Here is a 21,193-nt window from a genome sequence, read left to right on the forward strand (position 1 = left end):
AATGAAAAAAATATTATTTATTTTAATTTTATTTTTTTTAGATAAAGCATCCTGTCAAAATAAAATTAGCTCTAAAGTTAGATTCATAAATATTCTTGAAACGTCAAATATTTATGATTACAATAAGAAAGATAATGACTCCTTATCTAGAATTACTTCAAATTTTAATCCTATAGAAACACAAATTTTTTCAATTAATAAAGATGATTATGATGTAATTAAACTTTTAACCAAATTGAAAATCAAGTATAATAATAAAATGTATGTTTTCATTAAATATTTTTTGAAAAAGAAAGAAAAGGAAGTGTTAAATATAGATGTATATGAACTTATTGATAATAATTATGTTAAAAACACATCTAAAGACAATTTTTTAATTACTGTTGAAAATTTACTAAGATTAAGTAACTCAAAGATTTTGTTTGAATTTTACAATCAAAATGATAGTCAAAAATACATTGAAATAAACAAACTAAAACCGTCAGTTAAGGAAGTAAATGGTACTTTAAATCTTTATAAGCTGTCAAAAATTATTGAAGAAAACAAATCTACTCTTTCCAAATATTTAGATGAATAAACACCTCATTATACTTTTCATTTTCCTGAGTCATTTATTAATAGCTCAGGAAAATTTGAATAAAAAAGAGGTTACCTTTTTAATTACCACAATCACCATAAACCCCAATGGCGATATTATTGTAGGCGGAGCCAATGGAGAACAAATAACCATACCAGGTGGGAGTAATACGGTGATTATAGGCGGAAACGGACAAATATATAACGTAGATAGCCAAGGTAACGCAACAGGTCCATTTGTGCCAGCTCCGGGGGGTGCTACAACTGCGCAAAATACTGATGGAGTCGCTTCAAATGGACAAGCTTCGCAGTTTACTGCTCAAGGGGTTAGTGTGCGTTTTGAACCTATCAGTAGCACAAAATATGCTTGGGATAACGTACCAACAACTGCACCAAGTTATATTAAAGAGAAATATGCTAAAGTGGGTAGTGACTATTTGTCTTACAAGGCTGTTGTAAACGGTCAGCGTGATGTATTAAAAGCTAAAATTGTCATTTCAGATCATAAAATAGTACAGGATAGTATTATTTTTAAAACACAGCATGGGGTACTGATTGATAAAGAAAAAACAGCTGATGGTTACCTACTTACTTTAAAAGGGACTAAAACCTATGCCGAAGAAGAAGTTCAAGCGGTCATTAAACAAGGGGGGAAATATAAAATAATTAATGCTTTTCGCTTGACACATATTAGCGAAAAACCGATTAATGTTACCCTTATCCCCTTAAATTCGAGTAGTAGTATTCCAAGCTCGGCTATCACACAATTGCAGGAAATGTACACCAAGGCAGGAGTAACGCTTAACATTAAAACGGCACCAGTTTTGACTTATGATGGTGGAGGTGATAACAAAATAACCACCAGCGAAAGTGGCGTTTTTGATTATTATACCGATGAGGAAAAATCGATTAATGCGCAAATAAAAGCACTACCTGATTATGATCCTAAAACGTATTACCTGATTTATTCTAACCTGCCAAGTGATAAAGGAATAGGCGGTTTTATGGCGTTAGGTGGACAATTTGGTTACATTTTTACTCCCCCTTCGGGGGTTGGGGGGCTCAAAACAGCCTCTCACGAATTGGCGCACGGGGTTTTTGCTTTGCAACATCCTTTTACCACAGCAGCTGACATGGGTAAAACGCCTTTCTTATTGGATTATGGCTCTGGTACGGAGTTAGGACATCTTGATTGGGCACAGATTAATAATCCTGCGCTGAAATATTATGGGTTTCAGGGGGATAGTCAGGGGGAGTTGGCAGGTGGCTATGCGATTGCTCCTGATTTAACTTTTGTTAAAAGTCAATTGAACACTGTTATTTCATCATCAAGATATACTGCACCACTAGCTACTCTTGGTGGATTTGAGGATAAGTTTAATAATAGAGAAGTCAATTATTTTTGGGATGAAGCCAAAGGTAAGTATATCGCAAAAGTTGATGGGAAAGAAATTGAATATTCTATAAAAATAAAGCCTACAAATGATAAAGATGTCATTTGGTTGTTTTATGATAACGAGCTGAATTGTAATGAGAGAAAGTATATCAAAACAACATATGAATTAATTAAAAATAAAATTAATAGTTTACAAGCATTACAAGCATATGTAGGCACTATAAAAGGCAAAGCTGAATTTAAGAAGAAAGAGGATGACGATAGAAATGTTTATTGGGGCGTTTTACCATGCAATAGTGATTCTAATTCAGGTTCTGAAACAGGTTCAGGTTATGCTAATTATATAAATAATCTTGGAAAAAATGCGAATCAAACTTATTCGCCAGACAATAAACCAGTAAATACTTCAGAAAATCATTTGTTTGATTATACTAAGGTGATTTCTGATGCTGAAAAGCAAAAAGTTTTTTCTGAATTGCAAACTATAAATACTTCTAGTAAGTTGGTTTGCAAAATTTATTTGACAGACACTAAAACACCAGAACAAAAAAAGACTGAAATAGCATCTTATGTTAATGATTTGCCTGGTAAACAAATTGCACTTTGGATTGATTTTGATGCACAAGGTAAAGCGTCTATAAAAACGTTTTTAGGAAAAGAAATTAAAGGAAGAGATGCAGAAGGAACAGGTATATATATAAAATATCTTTCAGATGTTTTAGCGACACTTGATTTACCAGAACTAAAATTCAATCCTTTAACAGGACTATTGGACGGAATTGCAGGATTAATTGAAGAAGCAAAAATACCTGAGCGTTTTTATAACCCTGATCATGCACAATACAACCCATTACCCTCAATGGTGTATTCTATAACTAGCTTGTCTATCATAAATGACGAAATGGATAAGTTCATGAATTCAGGTAATACAGACGTAGTAAAGTATTCTCAAAGTCGTCAGCAATTTGCTTTATTATGCGGTGTTTGGAATGGCTTTGTGGAGTTGGTAGCGGGTGTTCCTCAAGGTTTATCACTTGTAGTTAAAGCTGATGAAGGGCTCATGAATTTGATAACCAATAAAGATAATGCCCGTGCAAAATTAAAAGAGGCTTTTGATAAATTCAGTTGGTCTGCCTTAGGTAATATGATTGACCAAGAATGGAAAAAGGCAACTGCAAATCCATGTATGGTAAGTCATTTGAGCGGTAAAGTTGTTTTTGTTGTAGCTTCTTGTTTTATTGGAGCAGGTGAAGCCAATATAGCCTCTAAGTTTTTACAAACAGTCGAACGATTGGATGTCATAGGACAAGCAATGGGTAAGTTCGCTAAATTATCGAGTCCAATCGTAAAAGCAGCCTTTAATAAGGCGGGGAAACTAGTAATATTACCACTTGCAAAATTAGAACCACAAATTAGTATTCGTTTGCGAACATTATTTAAAGAAAATGTTCGTCAATTATTGAATCGTACCTCAGATCAAGTAGCATTAAGTTTACATGCTTTAGATGATGGAAATTTTTTATGGGATAATATTGAAGTAAGCCCAGAAGAATTAGCGGAATATTTAACTAAAAAACTGGATCCAAAAATAAAAGGAATTGTACTTTTGTCATGTAATGATTTAGCTAGCGCCAAAGCGCTTGCCCAAACTACTGGCAAAAAAGTTTATACCACTGATGGTGCTATAACGATCTTTGAAAATGGTATAAAACGTGCTGATAATACCAAATGGTATGAAGTATCACCAGAAGGTACAGCAACAGAACTATCTTCTCCGCCTGTTAAAGAATGTTCGACTTGTACAGGTGAAGGGGTTGAAATGGGGAGGTCTTTTTCTAATAATTTGAGTGATGATGTCTTACAGAATCTTGAAAATACTTTAGGTGGCAGTAAGCTTGCTGAATTACTTGAAATTACTAAACAATTACCAAGTACTTGGACAATTAAAAGAATAGAAGGAAAATTAGTTTTAGTTGATAAAGAAGGAAAACAATGGGCAGAGATTCTGAATAATGAAATACGCGCTACAGCGGGGGATGCTGGACAGGGATGGAATAAATTTCTTAACGTTGCACCGCCATTGATGAAGAACTTCCGATACGTAGTTGATAATGGTAGATACATTTTTGAAACTGATGAGTTAGGTAGAGTTAATAAAGCTATAATGGAGGATATCGATTTTTATACAAGAGCAAGAAATGAAACCTATCAGCAAGAAACTAAACTTGTAAAAGATGGTTATTCAAATGATGATGGTGGGCATATTTTTAGAAATGAGTGGGGAGGACCAAGTGAGCAAATTAACTATTTCTCTCAAAACGCAGCACAGAATAGAGCTGGTGGAGAGTGGTATAATATGGAAAAAGCTGTCTCAGATTTTAAAAAGCTAAATCCAAATACCAAAGTTAAAGCAGAAATTCATTTTAAATTTTCAGGAGACTCTAAACGACCTTATGAAGTTGGTGTGGATATCTATACAGGTGGAAATTATAGTGAGAGTTTAAGTGTAAAGAAAATTAAAAATCCATAATATGAGTATAAATATTGAAAAATTAGTTAATGCAATTTATAGCTATTACAATGAGCACGCATACAAAAGAATTAATGTAGAATATCTATTTACAGAATCGGGAAGCTATAAGTTTTTTGTCAAATATATTATGTATTCGGGAGATGTAGTATCAACTATGAAAAGTCCGAGACCAATTGATGATGAAATTGAAGTAATATCTGAATATTTTGATAAAAAAATTAATACAGTAGAGAGATTTAATAAATTTCTGATTGAAATAGATAATAATAAGAATTTTTCAGAAAAATACTTTTGGGATTCAGAACAAGAAAAACAAGATTTGCTTAGTGGTGCAGAAGTTTTTTTTCAATGGGCAAATGACAGAATGATGTCTATGATATTTGAGTATGAGAAAGATAATAATTTGTTACCAACACAATATGATAATGATGGAGATTTAGAATACTTGAGTTCTTGGGATTGTGGAGTGTTTACTTTTTACATTAATAAAAATAATGAATTGGAGTATAAAATAGTCCTTATTAAAGATGGAGTTGAAAGAGTCTTAGAAATGCCATTAAAGAATTATTTTATCGAAGGTGTTTTAGAGCATCATAAAATAACAAATACTGAACTTTCAGATGTTTGGAAGCCTTGGAATACATTAATAATTAAGTCTCCTCACACAGGTATACCGTATGATAAAGTGGATGAATATGTAGAGTATAAAACTGTTATGTCCTAAAAAAGTATCTTATACCCGCTGCGCAAAGTCTCCCGACTTTGAGCAACGATAAATAAAATGAAAGAAGGTTACATTATAAGAAATCAAGAAAAAGCACATTTCATTACAGCTACAATTGTAGATTGGATAGATGTATTTACACGACAAGTGTATAGAGATTGTGTGATAGATTTTTTAAAATAGAATAGTGAATGTACATAAAAAAGTTATCGTTTGTGAAGTATGTTAGTTAGTAGCTCAAAGTCGGGAGACTTTGCGCAGCGGGGTCGTTTACTATGGTAAATGGGGTCTTAGCATTAAATGGTAATGTTAAATGGCTACCTAGTACTACACAAGCAGTTGAAGTAGCTAAAATAAATGGGATTGCACATATAAAAAATAATTTAGCAAAACTAGACGACTTAGTACTAGTGAAAAATAACTTAGGAGAATATTTTTTAAAAATATTAAACTCGAATTTGACTAATACTTTTATAGCAAAAATAACTCCATATTCTAAAGTTTTGAGTAAATACAATGCCTTTAATTTAACAACTAAAACTAAATTTGAATCTGATTTTAGAAATGCTCCAGCTACAACTCTTGAAAAATTAAATGCTAATAATGGGGAGTTGGTTGAAGTTTGGAAGAATGTGAAATTTGGAAATAGTTCAGATGTAACTTTTCTAAGAGTTTGGAAAAATATTATTGAGACAGGAAAAATTAAGTATGTTTACTATGGTGATATTAAATTGATTATCAAATCAAATGGTGTTGAAGTATTGAATAAAGAATATAACGCTACTGAATTTATGAACGGAAGTAATGGATTACAGGCTGACTTAGCAACAATAAAAGTTTTGTTAACCAATAATAATAATTTGGTAAATAATATAAAACATAATTTGAATCAAAACCAATTAGCTAGAGAAACTGACGTTATTCATTTAGCGTTATCTGGTTTACATGGAGGTCATTATTTGTCACCATCGAATAATTCAATATTTGGTCAACCTGGAACTTCTGTTACTTTTCTTGAAAAACCTATCACAGGAGGAGTTCAATACAATCCAGATCCAAATGTTATGCCACCAGTTATAACAACGGCTACAGTTATTGAAACACCAAAAGGTGTTGCTTTAAATGATGGAACAAAGGCAGTAGATATAAGCCCTGCCACAGTTAGAGTGCCTAATAAAGACGGATGGATCCAAATTAAAGACCATGGAACATTGCCTTCTTTAAATGATAATTTGAAATTAATATATTTGAAAAAAGGAAACAATTCCACAGGAACAGCTTCAATTTTTCCTATGTTAACAGCTACAGAAACAGAAGAACTAGTTGCTATAGCTTTTGCTAATCCGAATAAAATATGGAAAATAGATGGGAATTCTCAAAAATGGGAGTCTTTAGTTAACTTTAAAGGAAAAATAATGACAATTCAAGGGTATGGTATTAGAGGTGTAAATCTCGAAAGTGATATTTTAAATACAGGTTGGGTGCAAGATATAAATTAATACTATGAAATTAGAAAAATATAAAATTGAGTTTGGTTTAAGATTTGGAATTAATCCTTTTTTACACAGCAATAATGAATTATATAAATTTATCGGAGGTTTAAGTGCTTTTAAAGATGTTAATATTTATGAAGATCTAAACATTACTGATTTTGGAAATACTGGCTACAAAGAATTAATGTCTAGGGGACAATCCTTCATTCGAATTTGGCGAGATAAAGTTGAGTTTGGACAATATGATGATAATTTTTTTCATGAGATCGAGCAATTTAAAGATTATGTTGATGAAGGCGAAATTATTTTTGGTTCAATCCCTACTCAGGATTTTTTGGAAATAGTAAAAGAATGGAGAGATTTTCTTATTAAATGTGAAAATGACAAAGAGAAATAAGTCTTAGCACTATCCACAAAAGGTAAATACAGAATTTCGGATATTAGAGATTATAGTAATGATAATATGCCATATACCGCTAAAATCGAAGTTGAAATACCTGAAAACTCAGGAAATTTTTTCCCGAAAAGTGGAGTTGATGGTAAAAATATAGATAATACTGGAAAATTAATTGGAGGTAGAAGTAAACTGCCCCAAAATTTAATTCACGGATATCTAAAAATAAGATAGATATTACATTGTTTTTTTATTTCACGGTCTTATACTTTTGCCCATTCTAGTTTAGAGCAATGATAAAATAAAACCATTAATAGATATAAAACCTTCGTTTGAAAAGTATGTTAGCTACTGGTTTAAAGTAAGGGTATTTTAAGATATGAAGTTGTTGAAAAATTAAAATAAATAGACTAAAAAAAATTACACATCCACATGAAAAACATTTTATTTTCACTACTTGTTTTCTTGAATTTACTTGTTTGTCAAACGAGTGTTTCCCAACAAAGTCCTAATACTAAGGGTATGGCGGAGGCCAGTTTTGCTAAGATTGAAAAAACAGACCGATGGGTAAATAGTTTTGCAAATCAAGAATTAGTTGAATTACCCATAGGTATTAGAAAAACCGTAAGTAACGTACAATATTCAGTAGGAGTTACAAAGGCTACTTTTACGCCTGAATATACCATGCTAACCGTTTTTTGTCGTGTGGATTTACCACAAACCAAAGCCGATGGTACCCCAGTGCAATTGTTTTTTGGAGCAGATAATATAAAGCTTTCACATCAAGGTGGAATTATAGGCGAAGCGAAATTAGTATTGTTAGGAAATATTGATATTCCTTTTAATAATAACCAATGGCAACTCTCGCTCTATGGCGGTTTTGATATGAAAACAGGAGCAGTAAATAGTGAGCTTACTTATGTTACTATAGACTGTGATGGTTTTAAAGAGATGAAAATTTCAGGAGCTGTTGAATTTTCAAGAGATTTGATTTTGCCTTTAGAAAATGGCGTTGTAAACGAAGCTAGAACAACTGTTCCTAAAACCTATTATAATGGTGTAACCAAACAAGTGCCTAATAGAGTAAAAGGTGAGTTCTCCATCATGGGGAGTAATTTTAATGATATTTTAGTCAATGTATCCTTGCAACCCTTTGTTCTAAAAGAAAAGCGAAATGGCAGTAATTATGATGGGAATTTTCAATTTTTAGTTAGTAATGCAGTATTGGATTTAAGTGATTTGCAAAATCATCCTACGGTACAATTTCCTGATTATTATCAGAATAACGGTTTATTAATGCCTACCGCCAATGCTTGGCGAGGGGTGTATGTAGAAACATTTGATGTAGGTTTACCCAAGGAATTTAAGACTACCGATACCCAACAAACCAAAGAGCGTATACACTTAGGGGCATCAAAACTAATCATCGATAAATTTGGTGTTTCAGGAACTTTTTATGGTGACAATATTTTCCCTTTAGAAAAAGGAATTACAAGTGATCAGAAATCATGGGCTTATTCTTTAGATCATATAGATGTTACAATAGCGGCTAATCATTTTGTAAAAGCTAATTTGAATGGACAAATTTTGTTGCCGATAACGAAGAATTCGAGCAATACAAACCCTCAAACTAGTTCAAAAGCATTAGCGTATAGTGGTTTTATCTCTAAAGAAGAACAACGATTAATAGTTGTTACGAAGGATGCGTTAAGTTTTGATTTATGGAAAGCCAAAGCGACCTTATTACCTAATAGTTCCGTAGAATTGAAAATAGCTAATGGTACTTTTTTACCCAAAGCTAATTTGCATGGAACATTGTCTATTACAACAAGTAAGTCAGATACTGAAGAAAATTCTACAGGAAAGAAAACAGTTGATTTTAGTGGCATCACCTTTCAAAATTTGCAATTACAAACGGTAAGTCCCGTGATATCTGTACAGTATATGGGATATGCAGGTACCGTAAGTTTTGGTAATTTTCCCGTCTCTATAGGCAATATAGGAGTTAGTATGCAACAATCCTCAGCACGTTTAGATTTTGATTTGGGGCTGAATTTGATGGAGAGCATAGGAGCAGGAGCTACAGCGCGTATTGGTATAAAAGCCAAATTACACGAAGAAAACTTCCGTCAGAAGTGGAAATATGATGGTTTAGATTTATCCGCCATCAACATTAAGGCTGATTTTAGCGGGTTTAAGATGAATGGTCAGCTTATCCTGATGGAAAACGACCCCACGTATGGTGATGGGTTTAGCGCTGATTTAGATGTAGAAGTAGTCAGTGTTGTAAAAGTTAAAGCTAAAGCCATATTTGGAAAAACCACCTTTAAGTATTGGTATTTTGATGCTTCTGCCAAATGGCCCGCAGTCCCATCCCCTTTTATGATTAATGGTTTTGGAGGAGGAGCCTATTATAAAATGCGTCGTAAAGAAGGCATTTCACCTACAGAGTTTTCCCCTTCTGGATTGAGTTATATTCCAGATGAAACAAGAGGATTAGGTTTGAAAGCCTTAATTTATTTCCATATAGGTAAAGAGGAAGTTTTTGATGGTGAAGCAGGATTTGAAATAGCCTTTAATACCAGTGGGGGAATTAATACTTTGGCCATATTTGGAAAAGGAGGTATCATGGCTAAAATTCCTGGATTAAAAAGTGTTTCAGGTTTGATGAATAAAGTAGCCTCGAGTCCAGCTGCTATGAGTAGTTTTATGGGGGTATCAGAATCTAGTTTAAACGGTTCCTTTGCAAGTAAATTTTTACCCAAAGCCAAAACCTCTATTCCTGGCGAAATATCAGACAAAGTAGGGATTAATGTAGAAGCTGCCATCGAATTTGATTTTCAAAATAAATCGATGCATGGGACTTTTGATGTTTACATTAATACCCCTGGTAATTTTATAGCAGGTGTAGGAGCTGGAGGTCGTGCTGGTTGGGCAGTTTTTCATAAAGACCCACAGGATTGGTATATCTACATAGGTACTCCTGACGATCGTTGTGGGGTGAAGATGGGTGTTGCTGGAATTAGTCTAAAAACTACCAGTTATTTTATGGCAGGAACTGAACTACCAGGTAGCCCACCACCGCCAGATATAGTAGCGCAAATATTAGGAGTAGATGCCCAATCTCTCAATTATATGCGTGATGAAAATGCGTTGGCTAATGGAGGTGGTTTCGCTTTTGGAGCGAGTTTGGATTTTGATACGGGCGATTTGAGTTTCTTGCTGTTTTATGCACGTTTTCAAGCAGGTATAGGATTTGATATTATGCTGAAAGATTACGGAGAAGCCCGTTGTTCCAACACGGGTGATCAAGTAGGGATTAACGGCTGGTATGCCAACGGGCAGTCTTATGCTTATTTACAAGGTGAATTAGGGATACGTGTAAAACTGTTGTTTATTAACATGAAAATTCCAATCGTATCTGGAGGCGCTGCGGTTTTGTTGCAAGCTAAATTACCTAATCCATTCTGGATGCGTGGCTATGTAGGAGGATATATGAATATTTTAGGAGGGTTGATAAAAGGACGTTTCCGATTTAAACTAACCATAGGAGAGGAATGTATCTTTGAAAATGCAAGTCCTTTAGGAGGTATTAAATTAATAACCGACGTAAGTCCTAAAAAAGGGACAGAAAAAGCCGATGTATTCACTATACCACAAGCCACTTTCGCGATGAAAGTTAATGAGCCTATAGTGATACCTGAAGATGATGGTGATCAGACTTATAAAATTATTTTAGAAAAATTTAAGGTTTTAGATGGCACTAAGGAAGTTGCTGGTACTATAGAATGGACTAGTATGAAAGATAGAGCCAATTTTATATCAACTGATATATTACCTCCTAATAAGCCTTTGAAAGTTCAAGTTGAAGTAAGTTTTCAAAAACTTGAGAATGGAATTTTTAGGACCGTTATGCAAAATGGTCAAGTGGCTAAAGAACTAGAAGAACGTGAATTTACTACGGGAGGTGCACCTAACTATATTCCGTTAACCAATATTTTATATTCGTATCCTGTGGTCGATCAAAAATACTTTTTTGAAGAAGAATATGATAAAGGGTATATTAAACTAAAACGAGGACAGGATTATTTATTTGAGGATCCTAGTTGGGAAACTCAAGTAAAAATGAAAGTCCTTCCTTCTGGTACAAGTTTGACTACGGCTTTTAACTATGACACAAATGCTAATGAGGTTTCCTATACATTACCTAATATAGAGCAAGATAAAAAATATAGTTTTGCTATTATTAGTGGTTTAAAAGGTGCAGTTGCCACTACCTCAGCTAGTACAAGTACGACTAGCATAACGGAAGGTGATAATGACATTAGTATTACTCAAAACCAAGCACAATCACAATCTAAAGAAGGAGAAATTGAACGTATAGGTTATGGTTTTGGAACCAGTAAATACAAAACTTTTACACAAAAAATGGAGCATTCCCCTACTCAAAACTATAATTTTGGTATGATTTATTCCGATGTAATTTATTTGAGTAATACTTTGAATAGCCAAGAAGCTTTTGATTTAACCGATTTACAAGGGACTATGTACAGTGAAACAACCCCTTTATTAACGGCAACTTCTAAGTTAAATGACACCTATTACACTACAGATATGGCTCCTTATTTGTATAAAGCCTACCCTTTAGCAGGCAGTTATACCCTTCGAAATCGTGACACGAATGAGCTAGGATTACCTCCGGCAAAAGCTTTGCCAATAAGTACTTATTATCTGACAAGTTTAGAGAATGACACAAATACGCAATGGTTAAAATCAAATTTTCCATTTAAGTATAATTTACCTTTGCTTTATAAATCCGATTGGATGGATTTAAGAGATCAGGTGGTCAATGATTATGTGAATGGTACGATTACGTCAACAAGTTTAGCGTATCAGTTTTTAAGTAAAGAATATACTTTTATGCGTTTTGGATTTTATGAGGTAGCTTTAAAATATCGTCTGCCAGGTAATAAAAAAACAACGGAGTATACGTATAAATTTAAAAATGAGAATCAGGTTAGGTTTTAGAATTTAGAGTTTAGAATTTAGAGTTTAGAACTTGAAACTTTGAACTTGAAACTTTGAACTTGAAATTTAGAATACAATATACAAATTACACTATACAGTATACAGTATAAAACACTTGGTTAAGTAAATATAAAAATATGGGGAAAATAGTTCAAAAAATTATCGCATCACTCCTTCTTTTCACCTCATTGTTGGGTATGGCGCAGGTGTATCCGGTACAGATGACACCGGTGTTTCATGTGCCTTATAGCAGTCGATTATCGGACTATGCTAACAGTATGGATGTTAGAATGCGCTTATTGGTTAATACCACTGATATTGGGATCAACAATCGTCAGGTGCGACTTAAAATGTATGTGCAAGGCAACGGGATTCAGGCGCAGAGTTCGGAGGTGGTGGTAGGCATGAACCCGATATATATAAATGGTGGTGAATTGCTAACGTTGACTAACCTAGAGTTGGCACCTTTATTCCGATTGGAAAACCTAGAAGGCATGAGTCCTTCGCAATATGCTAATGCGTTGCCCGAGGGCTTGTATACTGTTTGTTTTGAGTTATATGATTTTTTAACTAATCAGAAAATTTCGCAAAAAAGTTGTGCGCAACTGTATTTGATGCTCAACGATCCTCCACTGCTTAATACGCCCTCTCGAAATGAAAGTATTGCGGTAAGCGATTTCCCGAATATTTTATTTACTTGGACCCCTCGACAAATAAATGCTACCAATGTCTCGTATCAGTTTGAACTGAAAGAAATATTGGATCCTACCATAGATCCACAAATAGGTTTTTTAACCAGTCCCTTATTGTATGAAGAGGAACTGCGTAGTACAGCCTTGTTGTATGATGTGAGTAAACCCAACTTATTGCCAGGCAAACGCTATGCATGGCGTGTGCGTGCTATGTCAACCTCGGGATTGTCGCTTAATAATGTGTTTAAAAACGATGGTTATAGTGAGATTTACCATTTTACGTATGCCAGTCATTGTCCTGCTCCTACTTTTATATTAAGCGAGGCTGTAAGTGCCCGTAGTGTTCGCGTGAGTTGGTTAGGCGATAAAAGTCACACTAAATACCATGTGCAATACCGCAAGTCGAACGTAGCGGGAGCCGAATGGTTTGAGGTGTACACCATGAACACCCAGACCACACTTTCGGACTTAGAAGCCGGTGTGAACTATGAATTTCGTGTGGGAGGCAGTTGCGAGCCAGCCGTTTTGGGCAATACCGCCACGTTTACCTACTCGGGGATTAATCAGTTTAGCATGCCTGCTACAGGTACTGCTACTACGAGTTTTACCTGCGGATTGAATCCTACTATTGCTATAGCCAATCAAACCCCTATAACCAACCTTATCGTTTCAGAAACGTTTACTGCTGGAGATTTTCCTGTAAAAATATTGGAATTGACAGGTAATAATCCATACACTGGCAAAGGCTATATTATAGTTCCTTATCTTGCCGATACTAAAATTGCGGTTGCATTTAATAACATTACGGTTAATACCAGTTACCAATTGATAACAGGAGTGGTAGAAACCACGTATAATCCTGAAGCGCCGAATATTAGTGATGTAGAGGATTTGAGTGGTGGGAATAATGGACAAATTGTGACTCAAACCGTGCCGTTTGTAATTACTACTGTCACTGTTAACCCCAATGGCGATATTATTGTAGGCGGAGCCAATGGAGAACAAATAACCATACCTGGCGGGAGTAATACGGTGATTACAGGCGGAAACGGACAAATATATAACGTAGATAGTCAAGGTAACGCAACAGGACCATTTGTGCCAGCTCCGGGGGGTGCTACTACTGTGCAAAATACTGATGGAGTCGCTTCAAATGGACAAGCATCGCAGTTTACTGCACAAGGGGTTAGTGTGCGTTTTGAACCTATCAGCAGCACAAAATATGCTTGGGATGCCGCTCCTACTACCGCCCCTAGTTATATTAAAGAGAAATATGCTAAAGTGGGTAGTGACTATTTGTCTTACAAGGCTGTTGTAAACGGTCAGCGTGATGTGCTGAAAGCTAAAATTGCCATTTCAGATCCTAAAATAGTACAGGATAGTATTATTTTTAAAACACAGCATGGAGTACTGATAGATAAAGAAAAAACAGCTGATGGTTACCTACTTACATTAAAAGGGACTAAAACCTATGCCGAAGAAGAAATTCAAGCGGTCATTAAACAAGGGGGGAAATATAAAATAATTAATGCTTTTCGCTTGACACATATTAGCGAAAAACCAATTAATGTTACCCTTATCCCCTTAAATTCGAGTAATAATATTCCGAGCTCGGCTATCACACAATTGCAGGAAGTGTACACCAAGGCAGGTGTAACGCTTAACATTAAAACGGCACCAGTCTTGACTTATGATGGTGGTGGCGATACCAAAATAACCACTAGCGAAAGTGGCGTTTTTGATTATTATACCGATGAGGAAAAAAGCATAAACGCTAAAATAAAAGCGTTACCTGATTATGATCCTAAAACGTATTACCTGATTTATTCTAACCTGCCAAGTGATAAAGGTATAGAAGGTTTTATGGCGTTATATGGGCAGTTTGGGTATGTGTTTCCTAATGCCGGAAACAAAACAGCCTCTCACGAGTTAGCGCACGGGGTTTTTGCTTTACAGCATCCTTTTGCTAATGCCACTGATAAAGGGGAAACCCCTTTCTTAATGGATTATGGCTCTGGTACTGAGTTAGGACATCTTGATTGGGCACAGATTAATAATCCTGCACTGAAATATTATGGGTTTCAAGGGGATAGTCAGGGGGAGGAAAATAAATTTGCACACTTTGCACTTACACCAAGTGGTACTATTATAGATGATTTTTATAAAGACGGCAAAAAAACTCCTATTACGGTTCTGATAACAAAAGATTACACTATAGCATCCGTTAAAGACAATAATACAACCTACAATTGGGATATTCAAACTAAGGCTTATACAAACGGCGATAATAAAATTACAATAAAGAAGATAGAAAAATTTTTAAATGATAAAGTAAATTTGTTCCGCTTAAGAGGAGACGGCTGTATGTACGATTACGTTGTAATTCCTTGGAATGTTAAAGATGAAAAAACAACGGATGTACAAAACACGATAGCTGATAAAATAAAAACTTTTAAAGATACCGATTGGACGATTTCTCCTTTAGATATCAGAGATGCTTCTTGTAATAATAACTTTACCCAAGAATTATTGGCTCAAGACCAGAAAGATTGTGCACAAACTGAATTACAAACAGGTATCCAAAATCTAAAAGCTGCCATTAAACTGACGGATGCAGAAAAAGTAGTCTCTACAGTGAACAGCACTTGTATGGCAGCTATCCGGAATCTTACATATGAAGAGATAGAAAGCCTTATTACCACTGTAGCAGGACAAACCACCCTGAAAGAGCAGTCTGAATTGGCAATTCTGCGTTTGATGTCCGCTATCAAGACCAGCAATTATGGAGACTTCTATACGTATTTAGAGAAAAACAACAACAAAGTCTTAAAACATCTAGTAGCAGAGCTAGACGATGCTTCTATCTATTTCTTGACAGATAAAAAGAACTACACCAATTTTATAGGAGCATTGGTAACAATGTTTAACCAAGCACCACAATCTTTAGAAAAAAGATGGCCTACTAAGGCAGATGATTTTGCAACAAGAATGATCAACCTGAATGCGATTAACTATAGTAGTGATACCTCTTCTGCTATTGCACCAAGATTTACTTCTAAAGTAAATGCAGGAGAATATAGTGAAAGTACAGGAAACATAACTTTGAACGATGTTTATACCACTTATTTTTACAATGCTTTTGATACTAATGGAAGCGGTGTTGTAAAAACAGAGCATACCGAAAAAATAACGGAAGTATCTCCTCTTACGCCGATTATTATTGTGCCAAACGGTGACAAGTTGCCATTGATTGCTACGGCTTTAGGAGAAAACAGCATTGGCAATAACAATTACATTGTGCCAGCTATTTTGCTAAAATACCAAGCCGACAAGATACGCAACGATTATATTGAGAAAGGCGTAGTAACTACTCTAGATTTAGCAACCATCTATTTTAGCGGAGGCACTGCCTTGGCTACCAAAGTAACTTGGGTACGCCGAGCTTGGGCAATGGCAGAAGTAGCAGGTGCAGTTGGGAATATTGCGGTAAATACTGGTACGGTAGAACCAAACAGTAACCTTGGCAAAGCCATTAACGCTTTCAATCTTGGTATGGCAGTTATTGGTGTGAAAAATCTGACTGTTGGAGGATATAAATTTGTAGTTGCACTTCCTGAAAATACCAAAAACTTTTTACAACAAAACAAAGGGATTAGAGATTTATTAGTAGCACAGTACACACAATGGAAAACATTGACCACAAATCTTGATAACCTTTCTCCTACTGAAAAACAATTGGTAACAGAGCAAGAAAAAGTTTGGAAAGCGTTTGCAATGACAGAAAATGTCGTTAGTGGAAATTTGATTTTTAAAGGAGATATAGGTAAAATATATAGTGTATTTATTAATGCGGGATATAAACAAGAAAAAGTGGGGAATATTATAAAAATATTTTCTAAAGACGATAAATTATTAGCTGAAATTTCAGAAAATACAATTAGTTTTAATTATGAAGGATGGGGAAAGAATATAGTTACAAATTCCGACAAAACCACTACTTGTATAGCAAAATTTGATGATGTGTTAGATGCACCTGGTTCTAAATGGATAAAGAATGATTTACCTGAAGGAGCTTTTGGAAGAGGACAAGTCAATAAAGGAGGAATTAATATTTTGGATGTAGATGATAATACATATAATGGATTACAAAAAATAGCTGTTGAAAATTTAAAAAAGTTGGGTAATATTAATCCAACAAAATCAGAAATTATTACAGAGGCAAATGAAATATTCTGGAAAGATTATAATTTACCATTTTTAGAAGAAGCCTTTGCTAGAGGAGACAATATTAGGCTGTTATCTGACCCAAGTACTTTATTTGGATCTACAGGATTTTATCAACGAGAAATTGAGGTTATTACGATAGGATGGAAGAAACCTGATGGAACATTTATTCAGCCTCTTAAAACAAAGTATAATTATAGGTTTAATGACATTACAAAAACATATGAAAAAATTAAATAGTATTAATAAGGTTTCTTTCAAAGAAGAGGCACTATATTTAGAAGATATTCCTATTAATGTTGGTGTAAATATTGAGAGCTGGTTAAAGGAATTTTGTAATATCTCTTATAAATTTGAAAATTATTCAAAATCATATTCAGAATTGCAAAGAGTAATTTTTGAAGATTCTCCATATATAGTGATTTACTTAGAAAATAAAAATGTAGAACGTATATGTATTTTCCCACGAGTCTGGGAAAATGATAGTCGATGTTATCAGGGAGATATCTTTATTTTAGATGAAAGATTAGAAGTTCCTTTTTTGTCAGATAATATTGAAAAATACTTTCCAAATATTCAAATAAAATCCAAGGGATATTGGGATAGGTTTATTGCCCACGAAAGTATAGACTACCTTATAAATAATGATATGAAAATAGAAATATCAATGTCAAGGGTTCCTTCCCTTGTAGGAAGTCTATGTTTGAAAAAGAATGAGAAATAAAATTAGCCCTGCTACTTCCTCAACACTTTTAGAAAAAAGTGTTCCTTATAAGGAATAGTAGCGAAGGGAAGAACGGAAGTAAGATTGATGCTTAGAAAAAGAAAGTTAAGCTGTTTGTAACTTAAAAAGTATCTTCTTGCGTTGCGCGTTAGGGATAGTAGCGGCATCCTGCTGTCTTGAAAAGCAGCAGATACAGCGGATAGCCCGACCTTGTTGCTTAGAAATCGTTGTTTTTAACAACAAACAGGTATGCAACAAGGGAACGCCCAAAACCGTATCTTTGGAAGCTGATTAGTCATTTATGCTAAAACGACTTGTTTTACTCGCATCACTCCTACTTTTCACCTCATTGTTGGGTATGGCGCAGGTGTATCCGGTACAGATGACACCGGTGTTTCATGTGCCTTATAGCAGTCGATTATCGGACTATGCTAACAGTATGGATGTTAGAATGCGCTTATTGGTTAATACCACTGATATTGGGATCAACAATCGTCAGGTGCGACTTAAAATGTATGTGCAAGGCAACGGGATTCAGGCGCAGAGTTCGGAGGTGGTGGTAGGCATGAACCCGATATATATAAATGGTGGTGAATTGCTAACGTTGACTAACCTAGAGTTGGCACCCTTATTCCGATTGGAAAACCTAGAAGGCATGAGTCCTTCGCAATATGCTAATGCGTTGCCCGAGGGCTTGTATACTGTTTGTTTTGAGTTATATGATTTTTTAACTAATCAGAAAATTTCGCAAAAAAGTTGTGCGCAATTGTATTTGATGCTCAACGATCCTCCACTGCTTAATACGCCCTCTCGAAATGAAAGTATTGCGGTAAGCGATTTTCCGAATATTTTATTTACTTGGACCCCTCGACAAATAAATGCTACCAATGTCTCGTATCAGTTTGAACTGAAAGAAATATTGGATCCTACTATAGATCCACAAATAGGTTTTTTAACCAGTCCCTTATTGTATGAAGAGGAACTGCGTAGTACAGCCTTGTTGTATGATGTGAGTAAACCCAACTTATTGCCAGGCAAACGCTATGCATGGCGGGTGCGTGCTATGTCAACCTCGGGATTGTCGCTTAATAATGTGTTTAAAAACGAGGGATATAGTGAGATTTACCATTTTACGTATGCCAGTCATTGTCCTGCTCCTACTTTTATATTAAGCGAGGCTGTAAGTGCCCGTAGTGTTCGCGTGAGTTGGTTAGGCGATAAAAGTCACACCAAGTATCATCTCCAGTATAAGAAAGCTCCCCCTTTGGGGGCTGGGGGGCTTTGGTTTGAGGTGTACACCATGAACCCCCAGACCACTCTTTCGGACTTAGAAGCCGGTGTGAGCTATGAGTTTCGTGTAGGAGGCAGTTGCGAGCCAGCTGTTTTGGGTAATACCGGCACGTTTACCTACTCGGGGATTAACCAGTTTAGCATGCCTGCAGCGGGGACTAGTAACACGAGTTTTACTTGTGGGCTAAATCCTACTATTGCTATAGCCAACCAAACCCCTATAAACAACCTTATCGTTTCAGAAACGTTTACAGCTGGAGATTTTCCTGTAAAAATATTGGAATTGACAGGTAATAATCCATACACTGGCAAAGGCTATATTATAGTACCTTATTTGGCCGATACTAAAATTGCGGTTGCGTTTAATAACATTACGGTTAATACCAATTACCAATTGATAAAAGGAGTGGTAGAAACCACGTATAATCCAGAAGCGCCGAATATTAGTGATGTAGAGGATTTGAGTGGCGGGAATAACCAAAATAGCAATGAAAATAGTGGTTCAATCGTTACTTTTCCAATAACTTCTACTGAAAATATTCAAGTTAACACTTCACAAAGTATTATAAACATAACAAGTCCAAATGGTCAAATTATTACAATTCCTATAAATAGCAATAGCCAAACTACAACTGTAACAGATAGTCAAGGAAATTCCTATGAAGTAAATAATTCAACAGGAGAAGTAAAATCTACAAAATCAATAAGTGAAGTAGTTACTACTGAAGAGCAAGCAAAAGCAGAATTAAAATTTGCTTATAAAGGAGTAGAGTTTTTGCACAAAGACAAACTAGCAACAATGCTACACGGTAAAGATTTGAAAATTGAAATTAAAAAGAAGAATGAAAGTATCTCATTAAGTATTGAAAAAACAAAATTAAAACTCGATGACAAAGATGTAAATTTAATTAAAGAGAATGGCAAGTATTTTGTAACTATAAAAGCTGATGCAGCTACTTTGAAAAAAGAGAAAACAAAACTAATTGTATTGGATAGTATTGGAAAAACCGAAATAGCCATTTTGAATATAGTAACTTACACAGCACCAGTAGTAAAATTTAACAGACCTGATAATTATACTGGAGAGTTCTTGTACGATGACGGTTTTGAAAGGCACGCTACTATAAAAAGCAATACTTATTATCAAAGTATTATTGTTGGCAAAAAGAAAGAAGTTTATTATGCTCCTGTGATTGGTTTGAAAAAAGATCAAATTGCGACAATTAAAGTTGATTTTAACGATTTTGATGATATAGCAAAAAAAGATCCTGATTTTAAGTTGGTTTTTAGACCGACAGTGCAAAATAAAATAGAAATTAATAAACAATCCGAATTAGAAGTAAATGCAAATGATATTAAAACGCTTAATCAAATTATAATAAACGCATTGGAATATGTAAATATTCCAAAACCAAAAACATTAGATCCTATTTTGATAGAAGTTTTTGTAAAAGAGACAAAAGAAAAAGTTGGTTTAATAGAATATTATTGTGCGGAGACTATAAAGAAAAATATACATTTAATTTATGTTAAATTTAATGATGACATAACTTATCCTAGCCCTTTTACCAATCAATCTTTACAATATTATTTAAATACACATTCGCACAATCAATTTTTTATTAAATACACAGTTGACAGTGAGAATTTTAATATAAATCAAACTAAAACAACTTTTTCTACTACTTATTCAAGTACAAATGATATTTTGAAAGGATTAGATGGTTTTAAATTTCCAGGTGTAGATAGAAGTCAGTTTGATCCACCAAACTACGATAAAGCAAATGATTATTATTATGTAACCAGTTTAGTAAGAGAAAAAGCATCAGTATCTAACGACGAATCATCGCAATTCCTTGGAGGGGCACATTTTACCGGAGGAGTTGGTGGTTTTCACGTAAAAGCAACTTCAAGTATTGGAGAGACTCAAGAAGAATTAGCAGCACACGAATTTGGTCATTGGTTGCGTTTACCACATACATTTGAAAGTAATGGGTGGTTAAATATAATTTTAGATTCTAAATTAAGTAATACCAAACATAATTTTATGGATTATCAGATAAACAGAAAAACGTGGTTTAAGATCCAGTTATTAAATACCGAAAGAACTTCTAAATAA

At 34.6% G+C, this 21,193-nt stretch carries 11 protein-coding genes; all 11 read left to right on the forward strand.

Features of this window, described 5'->3' with window-relative positions; genetic code table 11:
- Position 1: 1 nt before the first annotated feature.
- The 11 genes from NAB20_RS07215 (at position 2) to NAB20_RS07265 (ending at position 21,193) form a co-directional block, all read left to right on the forward strand.
- Positions 2-577 (forward strand): hypothetical protein, encoded by a 576-nt coding sequence (locus NAB20_RS07215; RefSeq protein WP_375604855.1) that lies wholly within the window; start codon positions 2-4, stop codon positions 575-577.
- Positions 570-4,502: a DNA/RNA non-specific endonuclease gene (locus NAB20_RS07220; protein WP_375604856.1), complete on the forward strand. Its 3,933-nt coding sequence runs from the start codon at positions 570-572 to the stop codon at positions 4,500-4,502. Before NAB20_RS07215 ends, NAB20_RS07220 begins: the two co-directional genes overlap by 8 nt.
- Before the next feature lies 1 nt (position 4,503).
- Positions 4,504-5,229 (forward strand): hypothetical protein, encoded by a 726-nt coding sequence (locus tag NAB20_RS07225; protein WP_375604857.1) that lies wholly within the window; start codon positions 4,504-4,506, stop codon positions 5,227-5,229.
- A 57-nt stretch (positions 5,230-5,286) separates the two neighbouring features.
- Positions 5,287-5,412 (forward strand): hypothetical protein, encoded by a 126-nt coding sequence (locus NAB20_RS07230; protein ID WP_375604858.1) that lies wholly within the window; start codon positions 5,287-5,289, stop codon positions 5,410-5,412.
- 92 nt (positions 5,413-5,504) lie between these two features.
- Entirely contained in the window at positions 5,505-6,728 is a 1,224-nt protein-coding gene (locus tag NAB20_RS07235; protein ID WP_375604859.1) for a hypothetical protein, read from the forward strand.
- A gap of 4 nt (positions 6,729-6,732) precedes the next feature.
- Positions 6,733-7,119 (forward strand): hypothetical protein, encoded by a 387-nt coding sequence (locus NAB20_RS07240; protein ID WP_375604860.1) that lies wholly within the window; start codon positions 6,733-6,735, stop codon positions 7,117-7,119.
- A gap of 66 nt (positions 7,120-7,185) precedes the next feature.
- Positions 7,186-7,350: a hypothetical protein gene (locus NAB20_RS07245; protein WP_181142866.1), complete on the forward strand. Its 165-nt coding sequence runs from the start codon at positions 7,186-7,188 to the stop codon at positions 7,348-7,350.
- Positions 7,351-7,548: 198 nt separating this feature from the next.
- Positions 7,549-12,144 carry a hypothetical protein gene (locus NAB20_RS07250; RefSeq protein ID WP_375604861.1) on the forward strand — a complete coding sequence of 1,532 codons (4,596 nt, stop codon included), beginning with the start codon at positions 7,549-7,551 and terminating at the stop codon, positions 12,142-12,144.
- A 137-nt stretch (positions 12,145-12,281) separates the two neighbouring features.
- Complete coding sequence (locus NAB20_RS07255) at positions 12,282-17,300, forward strand: fibronectin type III domain-containing protein (RefSeq protein ID WP_375604862.1); 5,019 nt, start codon at positions 12,282-12,284, stop codon at positions 17,298-17,300.
- Positions 17,284-17,784, forward strand: coding sequence for a hypothetical protein (locus NAB20_RS07260; protein ID WP_375604863.1), 501 nt, complete (start codon positions 17,284-17,286; stop codon positions 17,782-17,784). The genes NAB20_RS07255 and NAB20_RS07260 overlap by 17 nt, the downstream gene beginning before the upstream one ends.
- A 382-nt stretch (positions 17,785-18,166) precedes the next feature.
- Positions 18,167-21,193 carry a hypothetical protein gene (locus tag NAB20_RS07265; RefSeq protein WP_375604864.1) on the forward strand — a complete coding sequence of 1,009 codons (3,027 nt, stop codon included), beginning with the start codon at positions 18,167-18,169 and terminating at the stop codon, positions 21,191-21,193.

The sequence above is a fragment of the Flavobacterium davisii genome (assembly GCF_042182265.1).
Classification (GTDB): Bacteria; Bacteroidota; Bacteroidia; order Flavobacteriales; family Flavobacteriaceae; genus Flavobacterium; species Flavobacterium davisii.

Coding starts and splice junctions, on each gene's coding strand:
- NAB20_RS07215 (WP_375604855.1), top strand. CDS start 2: ATGAAAAAAATATTATTTATTTTAATTTTATTTTTTTTAGATAAAGCA.
- NAB20_RS07220 (WP_375604856.1), top strand. CDS start 570: ATGAATAAACACCTCATTATACTTTTCATTTTCCTGAGTCATTTATTA.
- NAB20_RS07225 (WP_375604857.1), top strand. CDS start 4,504: ATGAGTATAAATATTGAAAAATTAGTTAATGCAATTTATAGCTATTAC.
- NAB20_RS07230 (WP_375604858.1), top strand. CDS start 5,287: ATGAAAGAAGGTTACATTATAAGAAATCAAGAAAAAGCACATTTCATT.
- NAB20_RS07235 (WP_375604859.1), top strand. CDS start 5,505: ATGGTAAATGGGGTCTTAGCATTAAATGGTAATGTTAAATGGCTACCT.
- NAB20_RS07240 (WP_375604860.1), top strand. CDS start 6,733: ATGAAATTAGAAAAATATAAAATTGAGTTTGGTTTAAGATTTGGAATT.
- NAB20_RS07245 (WP_181142866.1), top strand. CDS start 7,186: ATGCCATATACCGCTAAAATCGAAGTTGAAATACCTGAAAACTCAGGA.
- NAB20_RS07250 (WP_375604861.1), top strand. CDS start 7,549: ATGAAAAACATTTTATTTTCACTACTTGTTTTCTTGAATTTACTTGTT.
- NAB20_RS07255 (WP_375604862.1), top strand. CDS start 12,282: ATGGGGAAAATAGTTCAAAAAATTATCGCATCACTCCTTCTTTTCACC.
- NAB20_RS07260 (WP_375604863.1), top strand. CDS start 17,284: ATGAAAAAATTAAATAGTATTAATAAGGTTTCTTTCAAAGAAGAGGCA.
- NAB20_RS07265 (WP_375604864.1), top strand. CDS start 18,167: ATGACACCGGTGTTTCATGTGCCTTATAGCAGTCGATTATCGGACTAT.